Genomic DNA, 13,502 nt, shown 5'->3' with positions numbered 1-13,502 from the left:
CCTTTAATCACTCTTTGGTTATTTGAGTGTTCTTAGAGAGATTTCAGTCTGAAATCAAAAAAACCTAACTATATACTGATGAACAAAAGTCTGTTATTGACGGGCGCAATGGCTCTTGGCCTTGCACTTCCGTCGTTGGCTCAGCAACCTGCGCAGGTGAAGTACGCCAACACAATTACCGCTGGAGACCTAAAAGAACGTCTTACATACCTAGCATCTGACGAAATGAAGGGTAGAGACACGGGTTCTGAAGAACAAAAAGTAGCCGCTAATTATTTAGCAGACTTTTATAAGAAAATTGGCTTAACTGGTCCTGTAGCTGGAAGTTACTTACAGCCAGTAGAGCTAGTAAGCGCTTCTTTTGGTGATGTTTCTCTGAAAGTAGGCAAAAATAAATTGGTCAATAATGAGGATTTCGTTTTCATTGGAGACGGTGATATGAAGAAAGCGGCGAAAACTGACCTAGTTTTCCTTGGTCTAGTATCCGAAGAAAACCTTGCTAAAGTTGACGTAAAAGACAAACTGGTAGGCATCTGGGCTGTAGGCGTAAGGTCAAACGATCTCTTGACCCAAGTAATGGATGCTGGTGCCGCAGGAATCGTGATAGTAACTATGGAAGGTCAGGCTAATTTTGACCGTATTGCTAACCGTTACAAAAGCTTATCAGGTAAAGGAAGAATTGGCTTCCCTAAGGAAGTTGAGCAAAAACCAGTATTTATGGTAAGCTCTGACAAAATGGGCGAATTATTCAACACGCCTGTAGAAGAGCTTAAAGAAGCAGCAAAAACAAATCCTGAGTCTATCAAGTCTCAAAAAGCTACCTACCAAATCGAGAAGATAGTTGAAGAGGTAGAAAGCTCAAACGTAATGGGCTACTTAGAAGGAACTGATAAGAAAGATGAGTTAGTTGTTATTTCTTCTCACTATGATCACGTAGGAGTAAGCAGCACAGGCGAAGTATTCAACGGAGCTGATGATGATGGCTCAGGAACTGTTTCTGTTACTGAAATTGCTGAAGCATTTGCTATGGCTGCAAAAGACGGCATCAAACCAAGAAGATCCATTCTATTCCTAAATGTAACTGGTGAGGAAAAAGGACTTTTGGGATCTGAGTACTACTCTGACAATGCAATTTTCCCACTGGAAAACACAGTAGTAAACTTCAACATTGACATGGTGGGTCGAATTGATTACGAATATCAAGATGCTGAAAATACAGATTTCGTCTATGTGATCGGTTCTGAAATGCTTTCTACAGATTTGAAAAAAATCCTTGAATACAACAACATCACTTACTCAGACTTGATCTTGGATTATAGATATGACGCTGAAGATGATCCAAACAGATTCTACTACAGATCAGATCATTACAACTTTGCGAAGCATAACATCCCAGTAGCATTCTTCTTCAACGGAGTTCATGACGATTATCACCAAGTAACTGATACGGTGGATAAAATCGAATTCCCATTAATGGAAAAGAGAGCAAGATTAATTTTCCACACAGTTTGGGACGTAGCCAACAGAGAAAATAAGCCAAGAGTTGATGGCACAAACACTAGAACTGAGAGATAATTAATTTTATCTCTTAGACTGAAAAGGCTATTGGAGAAATCCAGTAGCCTTTTTTGGTTTTAAAGGAGAATGAGATAGCTCCCGATACGTCAACTTTGGTTAATCATATTACCGAAACGACTCAACTATGTAGTCAAGAAAATTGATTTCACTTTTACAATCATCAAATTTTATAAAAACGATATCTTTGCCCCAAGAACCCAATCAAAAACTCCGTGTATAAATCCCTCCTCAAGCCACTTTTTTTCTTAAAAAAACCTGAAGATGCACATCACTTTACTGTTGATCTGACACGCTTCAGTTTCAACCTTCCAATTGTTGGCTCGATTGTAGAATCGACTTTCAAACTGGAAGACAAAAAGCTAGAAAGGGAAGTTTTTGGATTGAAGTTCAAGAATCCAGTTGGACTAGCTGCAGGATTTGATAAAGACGCAAAGGTAATCGATGAAATGGCCATGCTCGGTTTTGGCTTTATCGAGATTGGAACTTTAACCCCAAAACCTCAGGAAGGAAACCCTCAGCCTCGTTTGTTTCGACTTCCTCAAGACGAATCACTTATCAATCGTATGGGATTCAATAATGGAGGAGTTTTCGAGGCAGTGGAGCGTTTGAAAAAACGCAAGTCAAACGTCTTGGTGGGAGGGAATATTGGTAAAAACAAAGTCACTCCAAACGAAAATGCGGTTGATGATTATTTGATTTGTCTGGAAGCACTGCATGATCACGTGGATTATTTCGTCGTGAATGTGAGCTCTCCAAATACGCCAAATCTTCGAGATTTGCAGGAAAAAGAACCGCTAAAAGCCCTGCTTCAGGCCGTAAAAAATGCGAATGACCTGAAGCCTAAGCCAAAACCAATATTGCTAAAAATTGCTCCAGACCTTACTGACGGACAATTGGACGATATCATCGAAATCGTGAAAGAAACAAAAATTGATGGGGTAATAGCGACCAACACAACCATCGATCGTTCACAACTGAGCACTTCCGAGGCTGAAGTAAAAGCCATTGGTGCTGGAGGGGTCAGTGGAAAAGTGCTAGGCAAAAGAAGTACTGAAGTCATCCGATATCTTTCTGATAAGTCGAATAAGGCCTTTCCAATCATAGGAGTGGGTGGAATCTTTTCGGCCGAGGATGCAATTGAAAAACTCGAGGCCGGAGCAAGCTTGATCCAAGTGTACTCGGGCATGATTTATGAGGGACCTGGGTTGATCAAAAAGATTAAAAAAGGATTATTGGCTCATTTTTCGCAGTAATTTGTCAATCTAAATTCATTAATCTTATCTTAAATCGGATTTGAATCGAATACATGGCCACCAATTCACCAAGGACCAATACTTTTAGAAAAAAAGGAGAACCCACCAAAAAGAAAGGAGCAGGCTTCAAAGCACCGACTCTTTCGTTTGGTAAGATAAAAACAGCCAAGATCAGCTTGACGCTGGGAATACTGCTAATGTCTTCAGCTATTTTTCTGTTTATTGCATTTATCAGCTACCTGTTGAATGGCCCTGCGGATCAAAGTCTGGTTATGAATAATCCCGACGAGGCGATTCGAGATACTGCCCGTGAATCTACTAATTGGCTAGGATACCTAGGTGCGCAAGCAGGAAACTGGATGATTTATCGCTGGTTTGGAATTGCAGCCTTCTTATTTCCTCCATTTCTGTTTTTGCTTGGGTTCAAATGGGCTTTCAAAATCTCTCTTGTTTCCCTCACACGTTATACATCATTCGCTCTTTTCTTCACGTTCTGGCTAGGTTTATTGACAGGATATGTGGTCATTTTGATCCAAGGCTATTCCTACTGGAGCTTCCTTTCGGGCGGGTTTGGCTATGAATTGGCTAAGCTTTCCGCGGATTTTCTTAGCTGGGGCACGTTCATTTTACTGGGCGGATCCATGCTCATTTTTGTGATTTTCTTTTTTGACATTGACAAATTGGACTGGTTTAGTGCAAAGACTTCCGATTCAGAATTGGAAGAAGATGAGCTAGAAACCGTCGCTGCTTCTCCTGTTAAAAACCCTTTCAAAGAGGATGAGGAATTAGAAGATGAAGAAGAAATTGACGACGACGGTAGTTCTTGGATTGTCAAGGGTCAAGAGGAAGATGAAAAAGCAACGTCACCAATAGCACTAACCCCTGAGTCACCACCAAAGCCTAAGAAAGAGGAGATTGCTTTCGATGTTCCTCAATTGAACATCCTGGATCCTATTGTAGATCGTGAAGCAGAAAGAAAAGCTGACGAAAAAAACTTCTCTGTCGTAAAGCCTGCAGGCGAGGAAAAAACAGCTGAGGAAGTCGAAAATTTAGACGCGTATGATCCTACCCTCGACCTTCCACACTATAAATATCCAACGCTTGATTTGCTGAATGAATACGACGTCCAAAAAGTCACAGTAAGTCGTCAGGAACTTGAAGACAACAAGAACAAGATTGTTGAGACTCTTGAAAACTTCAAGATTGGAATTCAGGAGATCAAAGCGACAATCGGACCAACAGTAACACTTTACGAAATCGTCCCAGAACCTGGTGTAAAAATCTCCAAAATCAAGAATTTGGAGGATGATATTGCATTAAGCTTAGCTGCCTTAGGAATTCGGATTATAGCTCCAATTCCTGGAAAAGGTACGATCGGTATAGAAGTGCCAAACAAAAATAGAGAGCTTGTCCCAGCTCGGGCTGTTTTGGGCACGGAGAAATTCATGCGCTCAGACAAAGATCTTCCTGTCGCTTTAGGCAAGACAATTTCCAACGAAGTCTTTGTAGTAGATCTGGCAAAAATGCCTCACCTGCTGATGGCTGGTGCCACTGGTCAAGGTAAATCGGTAGGGTTGAACATGATCTTGGCTTCGCTGATTTACAAGAAGCATCCCTCACAATTGAAGTTTGTTCTGGTAGATCCTAAAAAAGTAGAATTAACACTTTTCAACAAGATCGAGAGGCACTTTTTGGCAAAACTTCCAGGAGCTGAAGAGGCCATAATCACCGATACCAAAAAGGTGATTTATACGCTAAATTCTCTTTGTATCGAAATGGACAATCGATACAATCTTCTGAAAGATGCCGGCACCAGAAATCTCAAGGAATACAACGCGAAGTTTGTAGCACGTAAGCTCAATCCAGACAATGGACATCGCTTTATGCCATACATCGTTTTGGTAATTGACGAGCTTGCTGATTTGATGATGACTGCAGGTAAGGAAATTGAAGGCCCGATTGCACGACTTGCACAATTGGCACGTGCAATTGGTATTCACTTGGTAGTCGCTACGCAAAGACCTTCAGTTAACGTGATAACCGGTATAATCAAGGCGAATTTCCCAGCACGGCTTTCTTTCCGGGTCACCTCCAAGATCGATAGCCGCACTATCCTAGATGCAGGTGGAGCAGATCAGTTGATCGGTATGGGAGATATGCTTTTATCTCACGGATCGGAAATGACGCGTATTCAGTGTGCTTTCTTAGACACACCTGAAGTCGATTCTATTTGCGATTGGATAGGTGAGCAAAAGGGCTATTCTGACGCTTATTTACTTCCTGAATTTGAAGGGGAAGATTCTGACAATTCTGTTGGAGATGTTGATTTTTCAGATCTTGACCCACTTTTCAACGATGCTGCGAGACTGCTTGTGATGCATCAGCAAGGCAGCACTTCTCTGATTCAGCGCAAGCTCAAACTAGGGTACAATCGCGCTGGACGAATTATCGATCAACTGGAAGCTGCGGGAATCGTGGGAGCTTTTGAAGGGTCAAAAGCACGCGAGGTGCTTATTCAGGATGAAGCTAGTTTGGAACGGTTATTGAATAGTTTGTAATAGCTGTTCAATTAGTACCAACAGCACCATTACATGAAAAAAATCGCCCTAGTTTATACGCTTTTTCTAGCCATACTATTCTCGTTCGAAGCCACCGCTCAAAAAGACCCTAAAGCAAAAGTTGTTTTAGATGCAATGAGCCAAAAGTTTCAGGCAATGAATGGTTTTACTGCAAATTTTGACTTCACTTTCCAAGATGCCTCCGGCACTGGAGATAGACAGTCGGGTGATATCGCTGTCAAAGGCGAGCAATACCGCCTAAAACTCCCAGATCAGGAAATCTACAACGATGGTAAGACGGTTTGGACTTATATCCAATCTGATAATTATAAGGAAGTTACCATCAATGATGCTGATCAAATGGAAGGTGAACTCACGCCATCAAATATTTACAGAATATACGAATCTGGATATAGCTATAAACTACTTTCGGAAAAACAATTTCAAGGCAAAACAGCAGTAGTAGTAGAATTACTAGCTGAGAAGAACAATGCTCCCTTCGAACAGGTCAAGCTGATGATTGACAAAAGCAACTCTAACCTACTCGGTTGGGAGATGTTCGACGGTCAAGGAGGTGTATTTTCCTACACCTTTAAGAATCTTAAGCTAAACGCCAATCTTCCTTCTAACTATTTTGCGTTTGACACAAAGCAATATCCAGGAATTGAGGTAATTGATTTAAGGTAGTCGAGTTTTTTCCTTATACTAGTAGTCATAAAACTACATGTTATGAGGACTACCTGCATTTTTGCCTTTTTTGCCTTCCTGATTTTTTCTTGCCAAACAAATGAAAATCAGTCTGAAAACAATGCAAATGACCTTCCTAGCTACCGCTTGGAGACAGTAGACTCTGTTACTGTAAAAGGTATTCTTGCCCGACTTTTTTTATTTCAGGCAGCCGATGAGGATCATATTATCTTCAGAGATGCGACTACTTCTGATGTTTACGTGTTCGATAGAGAAGGAAACTCAGTCGACAAGTGGGACAAGACTGGTGATGTGCCGGGGGCTTTTTCGATGTCAGCTGGTAATTTTGCCCAGGATAAAGCGGGTAATCTAGTTATTCTGGATATCATGAACGGTATCAAAATATTCAAAAAAGACGGGGAAATCCTCCAGAATTTTGGCATTTATCAAAACCAGTGGAGTTTGGGAGGAGCATTTTCACTTTTTAAATCCTATCAGGTTATTCAAAAGAATGGCAAGGAGTACCTGTTATATTCATTGGATGTAATCGAAGAATCACCTGACGATTATGGACCTGAATACCTTCAAGAAAGGGAAAACTTGATTCTTACGGATCTTGAAACTGAGGAAACCAAAACTTTTCTACCATTCCCTGAAGGATCTCAATTTCTTAATGGCAACGTATTTCTCTTTAATGATTTCAGACCAGTATTCAAATACGATGAGAAATCTCAACTCCTTTATCTCATGTTTCAAAATGAGCCTATTCTTTATACATATGATTGGGCTGGGGCTGAACCTGTCTTACTAGAGAAAACAGATTTAAATCTTGAGGGATTTGTAGCTGGCGAAGGATTCGAAAAAGGAGCTGTGAGTTTTGCTAAAATATCTGATAGAACGATCAATCCAGCTCCATCAATAGTACTCAATTTGGAAAAATATGGTGAAGATTTATTGATCACCTATAAGCCTTCGCCAGCTGACAAGGGTGATATAGCACAATTGGCTTCTGGGGAAGCTTCCAAAGAGCTGAAGGCAAAGCTATCTGAGGAAACAAAAAAACGAACTGTAGTTTTGACTCAGAAGGGAGAAATTGTTCCGGTAAGCTTGCCAGAAATGAACCCTTATGATTTTGCAGTTATTGGAGAGGATATTTGGTGGATGAAAAAGCATACCGGCGAAGAGGAGCAGGAGGATTTTACAGTGTACAGAGGTAGGTTGGTGGAGGAGTAATTTCTATATTGATTTACTGGGGACCATTAAAAAATCCTGCTTCTTGAGAAGCAGGATAAGAATTGATTTTATGCGTTTTTAAGCGTCTCAATATCAAACTTTTTCATTTTCATAAAAGCCTGAACAACTCGCCCAGATCGCTCAGGATCAGACATTAAGGCAGAAAGGATTTCAGGTACAATCTGCCAAGAAACTCCAAACCTATCCTTTAGCCATCCACATTGGCTTTCCTTACCGCCTTTTTCCAAAAGCTTTTCCCAAAAATAATCGATCTGAGCCTGATCCTTGCATTCCACTACAAAAGATAAAGCTTCGTTGAAGTCAAAATCGTGTACGATAGCACTGTCCATTGCAGCGAATACTTGTCCATTCAGTTCAAATTGCGCATGATTGATTTTCCCATCTTGTCCATTCGGATCATTAGGCTCATATCTTGAAATAAACTTGGTACCCGAGGCTGGAAAAATACTAGTGTAAAAGCCAATAGCTTCTTCAGCCTTACCGAAGTTTGTCCCTGAAAACATTAAAGCTGGAATAAAATTCTGGTTGGAGTTCTCAGGTTTATCTATCGTTAGCTGCCAAGTCACACCAAATTTATCCTGTACCCAACCATACTTTTTACTCCAAGGATAGGTATCCAGAGGCATCATTGCTCTGCCATTTACAATCAATTGATCCCAAACTGCCTGAATTTCAGTTTCACTTTGAATAATTGTGTAAAAAGAAATCGCAGGTGTAAACTTGAATTCCGGCCCTCCATTGAGGCACATAAACTGCTGACCTGAAGACTCAAAAATGACTACCATCTGGTTTTCAGATACGATTTTGGAATCAGAAAATAATGAGCAATAGAACTCTGCAGCCTCCTTTGCATTACCATCAAACCACAAGCAAGGGTAAATGGCACTATTAAGCGTGTTTACAGAATGACTATCCATTTCTCTCACAGATTTTTTTGAGTTTGTCCAATGCTTTTGGCCACATTCCAGAGAAATATTCATCGAACTCCATAGAAGAATCCAGATCTATCTTAACTAAGGTATCTCCTCCTTTTTCCTCGAAAGTGTACTTCTCATGAGCACCTTTCCACATTTCTACTTCTTTTCCTTCCAAGATTTCTACTCCTTCCTTTAGCTCTCCAAGATGCTCTATATCTACATGCTTGCCCGGATCATTTTTAATTATTTTACTTACCATACCATTTTGATTCCCTTCTTCTCCTTGAGCAACGAAATAGATTTTGGACCCTTCCTCCCATGTTCCTATAAATGTAGAGCCTGGAGAAAAAACATCGGTCCACTCCTCATATGTAGGCTTTTCCAGCATGACTTTATAGACTTCTTCTCTGGTTTTTTTGATCAAAACCTCAAAATGTAAGGTGATCAAGTTTGTTTCAGATTCTGTATAAGTTTTGAAGTTTACCAAAATAGCCTGCCATCCATCTCTTTGCATTTCTACTGAATTTTCCATTTCAGCATCGAAAACCTCAGTGATTTTAACACCATCAGGCACTTCCTCAAACTTCACTTTTACAGTGCGCCCGTCTTCCATAATATAAGAGTAATGGGAATGAGTTTCTACTTCCTGATAGACTCCACCAAAATCAAATCCCATGCTCCCATCCTTAGCCTCCATTCGGGAAGTAAAGCTTCCGCCTGGCTGAAGGTCAACATCAGCTTTGGTCGTGTGCCACTCGGGAGAAGCAAAGTTCCAATTCACAATATGCTTTGGCTTGGTGAAATAATCCCAAGCCTTTTCAAGAGAAACATCTACGACGATATCAACTGTGATTTTGGTTTTTTGAGTAGTATCCATGGTTTTCTGATTTAATTACAAAAATTTACTTAACAAATTTAGGAAGTCAAACTACTTTGCCCCCTGTTCAATTCAGACAAATGATGAGCGATTTGCGACAGGAAGTATTAAATTCAACTAATGATAATGAGGCATGACTTCAGCATGCGAGGTTGAGTTAAATGTTAATCAAATGAGTTTCTCCTGAATCGAAATTAGCAAAGACTATTTAGTCAAACGAATTCAATTAAATGCACATGAAGAACATTGCTATTCTAGTCCCTGAACAATCTGTTTTACAGGCAATTGCAGATCCCCAATATTGTTTTTCTGCTGTTAATGATTTCATGGTCAAATCAGGAGGCACGCCACTTTTCAAGGTAGAATTGGTCGGAATTAATCGAGAAGTTAAATTAAACGGTAACTGCTATTCCGTTTTTCCTAATCAACTTTTAGATACTGCAACGAAGCCCGATTTGGTGGTGATTCCTGCACTTTTTGGAGACATGAAAGTTGCAATTGAAGCGAATAAAGCATACATCCCGTGGATCAAAGATCAATATGAATCAGGAACTGAAATTGCTTCACTTTGTGTTGGAGCATTTCTTCTCGGAGCAACCGGTCTCCTGAATGGCAAAAAATGTTCTACACATTGGGGATTTACAAATCTATTTCGAGAGCTCTATCCAGAAGTAGAAGTTCAGGATGGGACGATCATAACAGAAGAAAACGGCATATATTCCAGCGGAGGAGCTAATTCGTATTGGAACTTATTGCTGCATCTGGTGGAAAAATATGCCGATAGGGAGGTAGCGATTTTGACGGCAAAATATTTTGCTATAGATATTGACAGAGATAGCCAGAATTCCTTCTCCATGTTTAAAGGTCAAAAATCGCATCAGGATGAAGCTGTGAAAAAAGCTCAGGAATACATAGAAAAAAAACTGGAAGAAAGGATTACTGTCAATGCACTGGCTGATGAAGTAGCTGTTGGAAGAAGGAGCTTTGAGCGTAGATTCAAGCGGGTTACCAATAATTCTGTGCTGGAATACATTCAGCGGGTAAAAGTGGAAGCAGCAAAAAGAAGCTTCGAAACTTCCCTTAAAAATATTTCAGAAGTAATGTTTGATGTGGGATACACTGATACGAAAGCCTTTCGGACCACTTTCAAAAAAATAACTGGCCTCACTCCGATTGAGTACAGGAATAAATACAACAAGTTTGCAAGGATGAATTGATTTAAGAAATCACATATCATGCTGATTTCATACTATTACTCTAATTCTCATAGGGTCACTTTTCATAATTTTCGTTTTTGAAGGCTACTCCTATTCTTTGTAGGAAACAGAGGTGCTTAGACACAACGGAAAGAAACCGGAAAACAATTTCCCTGTAAGTCTTTGAGTTCTTCCAATTTGGAAAGGAATAAAGGTTAAATTTGCAGTCCCATTTTCATCAAACTTTATCATTAGTGGAAAATTATCAACTAGACTCTATTGAAGATGCAATCGAGGCTATCAAAAACGGCGAAGTTATTATTGTAGTAGATGATGAAAACCGTGAAAATGAAGGTGACTTTATATGTGCTGCTGAACTGGTAACACCAGAAATCATAAATTTCATGGCTACTTATGGTAGAGGTCTAATTTGTGCGCCAGTCAGCGAAGAAAGGTGTGAAAAATTAGGATTGTCCCTTATGGTTTCAAACAATACTGCGGCATACGAAACTCCCTTTACTATTTCGGTAGATTTGATTGGGCATGAGTGTTCTACCGGAATATCGTCCTCAGATCGTGCGAAGACAATTCGAGCTCTTGTCGATGATACTATACATCCGAGTGAATTAGGAAAACCTGGTCATGTTTTTCCTCTAAAAGCCAAAAGTGGCGGTGTACTTAAAAGGGCTGGACATACCGAGGCTGCAATTGACTTCGCACTATTAGCAGGATTGTCACCTGCTGGAGTATTAGTAGAAATATTAAATGAAGATGGTACTATGGCTAGGCTTCCAGATCTTTTTTTGGTAGCGAAAAAATTCAACTTAAAGCTGGTCTCGATTGAAGATTTAATTGCATACAGAAATAAAAACGAATCCTACCTCAGCAATTAGATAGGGTTCGATCCTGCGCCCACTAAATTTCCCTTCTTCACCTCTGCTATCACTCGTTAAAATCTCGTAAGTCGAGTAACACCGTCATCCGTGACAGTAAAAATAACGGGGTTTGACAAAGGATCAACTCTACAATAGTTCTGCTTTCCAATTGCTGAAAAAGTCTCTTGTGTCAAGTGCTTACTTCTTCAGGGGAATCCAAACAGACATTTCTGATTTGCCCCTATTGCCCCAAGCAAAATAGGGCACTAGCCTGATCTCCAGCTCTTTTAACTCACTTTTGGAGTCAATCGGGCGATACAAATCTCCATTCCAATCTTCATCTGTTTGTACCAAGGCTGTTCCTTCTAAGAAAGCAATTTGTGCACCTGAAATTGCTTCTTTAACTGCCTTCAATTGTATATCTGCTGGAATTTTCACGTCAAAAATTCTAGCGTCACTAATATCGGGTGACTCGATACAGTATACAATTGGTCCTCGCATTACTGCAACTTGATTTCTTGTTTCCTCCACCAACGGGTTTGCTTCCATCAATCGCACAGGCATAGGCAGGTACAGTTCGATCACATCTCCTTTTTTCCAGATTCGAGTCAGGCTTGAGTAGCTTCCTGCTATTGCCTTTTCTGTAGCTTTTTCACCATTTATCTTTATCTCAGCATTTTCAGCCCAAGCCGGAATCCGCATATCAATAGCAAAAGGACTACCTGAAGATTTTTCAATTTCTAACTTTATCGAACTATCCCAAGGGTAATCTGTCTCTTGTTTGACCTACAAATCAGCACCACCCAATAGCCTTGTCTTTAAAGTGTTGCTACCGTACATATTTACTACCAATCCCTTTTTTGATAAGGCATAGGCATAATTCTGAGATTCGGCGACCGTTCTTACCACATTGGGTGGACAGCAATTTGACTTGGAAATATAAGGTTGTCGCTCTTTCGACCACCGAAATTCAAACGGTAAATCATCGTCCACTCGGAGAGGATTGGTATAATTAAAATGAGTACCTTCCAGATCTGTTCCGGACAACACACTGTTGAATAAACTTTGCTCCATGATATCTGCAAATCGACTGTCTCCAGTTACCAACAGCATCCTATGGTTCCAAAGGACATTTCCAATATTGGCACAGGTTTCATTGTAAGCCGATATATTCGGTAGTTGATACGCCTGTCCATAAGCTTGATGCACCTGCTGAATGATCGGCTGATTGTAGGTGGTACCATTTGGCGAAACTCCATCGTATAAAGCTCCGGTCGCACCAGTGATATACAATTTTTTATTTACCACATCCTGCCATATACTTTCCAAAGCCATCATCAATGAATCCTCGCCTGTCTCTGCATACAAATCCGCCACCCCAGCATAGAGGTAATTAGCTCGAACGGCATGACCTACTGCTTCTCGCTGTTGACGGAAAGGAATCCGGTCTTGGTTATGGTCGGTGCCATCAGTGATCATTCCGCGTATATCTATCATTTTCTGCGCGAGGTCCAGATATCGCTGGTCACCGGTCGTTCTGTACATCTCCACCACTCCCATATAATGTGAGGGACAGATGGCATTTTGAGCTTGCTCAGCAGTTGCATCCTGGTGGTATTCCACAAGAAAATCTGTCGCTTTTACTGCTATATCCAAAAAGTCAGTCTGCCCAGTAGTGCGGTAATGCAAACTGGCTGCTGTCATCAGATGTCCCATATTATAGGTTTCAAAATTCATCCTATCCTCAAACTCTCCAGCATCTTCAGGATTATTTCGCTGCTTGATGATTGTGGACGTATGAAGGTATCCATCTGATCGCTGAGCATCGGCGATTACTTTAATGATGCGTTCAAGCTCGTTGTAATATCTTGGATCTCTGGTAGTAGCATATACAGATACAAGTGCTTCAAGAGTTTTGTAGAAATCCCCATCATGAAATGGAGCACCTCTGTGTCTTCCTTCCTTGTACCCGGCGGCTATCTCAAAGTTAAGAAAGGCATGGCTCAACGTATCATTTTCATAAACCTGCAACATGTTCATTGCCATGGTATCCTTACTCACTTCAGCCCAATGTCCCCAAAACCCACCAGTCCAATGAACGGCATCCATATCCACTGAAACCTGTTTAGCAAAAGGACTTTTAGAAGTGTTGACCATTGCTTTTTCCTGCGCATTTACTTGCGCAGCAAAGACAAGAAGAACACTACAAAGTAGCCCCATCCTTAGTTTCATGTATTTACTTTTAGTCATTATCAAATATTTATATAGTTGATAGTCAGCAAATTGGTTGTTTTAAAAAGGAATTTT

General features: G+C 40.5%; 9 protein-coding genes and 2 pseudogenes. 7 read left to right on the top strand and 4 right to left on the bottom strand.

Annotation, left to right across the window (positions count from 1 at the left end):
• Positions 1-78: 78 nt before the first annotated feature.
• The 5 genes from LV83_RS09590 to LV83_RS09570 all read left to right on the top strand — a co-directional run bounded on the left by LV83_RS09590 (position 79) and on the right by LV83_RS09570 (position 7,309).
• Positions 79-1,575: a M28 family peptidase gene (locus LV83_RS09590; protein WP_111611334.1), complete on the top strand. Its 1,497-nt coding sequence runs from the start codon at positions 79-81 to the stop codon at positions 1,573-1,575.
• A gap of 215 nt (positions 1,576-1,790) precedes the next feature.
• The gene (locus LV83_RS09585; protein ID WP_111611333.1) at positions 1,791-2,831 is read left to right on the top strand and encodes a quinone-dependent dihydroorotate dehydrogenase; all 1,041 of its coding nucleotides are present in this window, start codon (positions 1,791-1,793) and stop codon (positions 2,829-2,831) included.
• 53 nt (positions 2,832-2,884) lie between these two features.
• Positions 2,885-5,389: an FtsK/SpoIIIE family DNA translocase gene (locus LV83_RS09580; protein WP_111611332.1), complete on the top strand. Its 2,505-nt coding sequence runs from the start codon at positions 2,885-2,887 to the stop codon at positions 5,387-5,389.
• 33 nt (positions 5,390-5,422) lie between these two features.
• The gene (locus LV83_RS09575; RefSeq protein WP_111611331.1) at positions 5,423-6,076 is read left to right on the top strand and encodes a LolA family protein; all 654 of its coding nucleotides are present in this window, start codon (positions 5,423-5,425) and stop codon (positions 6,074-6,076) included.
• 42 nt (positions 6,077-6,118) lie between these two features.
• On the top strand, positions 6,119-7,309 hold the full coding sequence (locus tag LV83_RS09570; RefSeq protein ID WP_111611330.1) for a 6-bladed beta-propeller: 1,191 nt from the start codon (positions 6,119-6,121) through the stop codon (positions 7,307-7,309).
• 68 nt (positions 7,310-7,377) lie between these two features.
• Here LV83_RS09570 and LV83_RS09565 read toward each other — a convergent pair whose 3' ends face one another.
• Entirely contained in the window at positions 7,378-8,247 is an 870-nt protein-coding gene (locus LV83_RS09565) for a VOC family protein (protein WP_111611329.1), read from the bottom strand.
• A complete protein-coding gene (locus tag LV83_RS09560; protein ID WP_111611328.1) occupies positions 8,240-9,124 on the bottom strand; it encodes an SRPBCC family protein in 885 nt (294 codons plus the stop codon). The genes LV83_RS09565 and LV83_RS09560 overlap by 8 nt, the downstream gene beginning before the upstream one ends.
• Positions 9,125-9,360: 236 nt before the next feature.
• Between LV83_RS09560 and LV83_RS09555 the strand changes: the two genes are divergently transcribed.
• Together LV83_RS09555 and ribB are read left to right on the top strand one after the other, a co-directional pair.
• Positions 9,361-10,341 (top strand): GlxA family transcriptional regulator, encoded by a 981-nt coding sequence (locus LV83_RS09555; RefSeq protein ID WP_111611327.1) that lies wholly within the window; start codon positions 9,361-9,363, stop codon positions 10,339-10,341.
• 233 nt (positions 10,342-10,574) lie between these two features.
• Positions 10,575-11,204 (top strand): annotated as a pseudogene (gene ribB, locus LV83_RS09550) (3,4-dihydroxy-2-butanone-4-phosphate synthase); the annotation flags it as partial.
• Between the two features lie 189 nt (positions 11,205-11,393).
• Here the strand turns inward: ribB and LV83_RS21795 are convergent.
• Both LV83_RS21795 and LV83_RS09545 read right to left on the bottom strand, forming a co-directional pair.
• Positions 11,394-11,966 (bottom strand): annotated as a pseudogene (locus tag LV83_RS21795) (glycoside hydrolase family 127 protein); the annotation flags it as partial.
• A gap of 15 nt (positions 11,967-11,981) precedes the next feature.
• Positions 11,982-13,445 carry a glycoside hydrolase family 127 protein gene (locus tag LV83_RS09545; protein ID WP_394335800.1) on the bottom strand — a complete coding sequence of 488 codons (1,464 nt, stop codon included), beginning with the start codon at positions 13,443-13,445 and terminating at the stop codon, positions 11,982-11,984.
• Positions 13,446-13,502: the final 57 nt, after the last annotated feature.

The organism is Algoriphagus yeomjeoni (assembly GCF_003259505.1).
Classification (GTDB): domain Bacteria; phylum Bacteroidota; class Bacteroidia; order Cytophagales; family Cyclobacteriaceae; genus Algoriphagus; species Algoriphagus yeomjeoni.
The sequence above is the reverse complement of the archived record's forward strand: the minus strand, read 5'-3'. Positions and strand labels throughout refer to the sequence as shown.

Bases quoted from the DNA above. Each gene is read 5' to 3' on its own strand.
- LV83_RS09590 (WP_111611334.1), top strand. From the start codon at position 79: ATGAACAAAAGTCTGTTATTGACGGGCGCAATGGCTCTTGGCCTTGCA.
- LV83_RS09580 (WP_111611332.1), top strand. From the start codon at position 2,885: ATGGCCACCAATTCACCAAGGACCAATACTTTTAGAAAAAAAGGAGAA.
- LV83_RS09575 (WP_111611331.1), top strand. From the start codon at position 5,423: ATGAAAAAAATCGCCCTAGTTTATACGCTTTTTCTAGCCATACTATTC.
- LV83_RS09570 (WP_111611330.1), top strand. From the start codon at position 6,119: ATGAGGACTACCTGCATTTTTGCCTTTTTTGCCTTCCTGATTTTTTCT.
- LV83_RS09565 (WP_111611329.1), bottom strand. From the start codon at position 8,247: ATGGATAGTCATTCTGTAAACACGCTTAATAGTGCCATTTACCCTTGC.
- LV83_RS09560 (WP_111611328.1), bottom strand. From the start codon at position 9,124: ATGGATACTACTCAAAAAACCAAAATCACAGTTGATATCGTCGTAGAT.
- LV83_RS09555 (WP_111611327.1), top strand. From the start codon at position 9,361: ATGAAGAACATTGCTATTCTAGTCCCTGAACAATCTGTTTTACAGGCA.
- LV83_RS09545 (WP_394335800.1), bottom strand. From the start codon at position 13,445: ATGACTAAAAGTAAATACATGAAACTAAGGATGGGGCTACTTTGTAGT.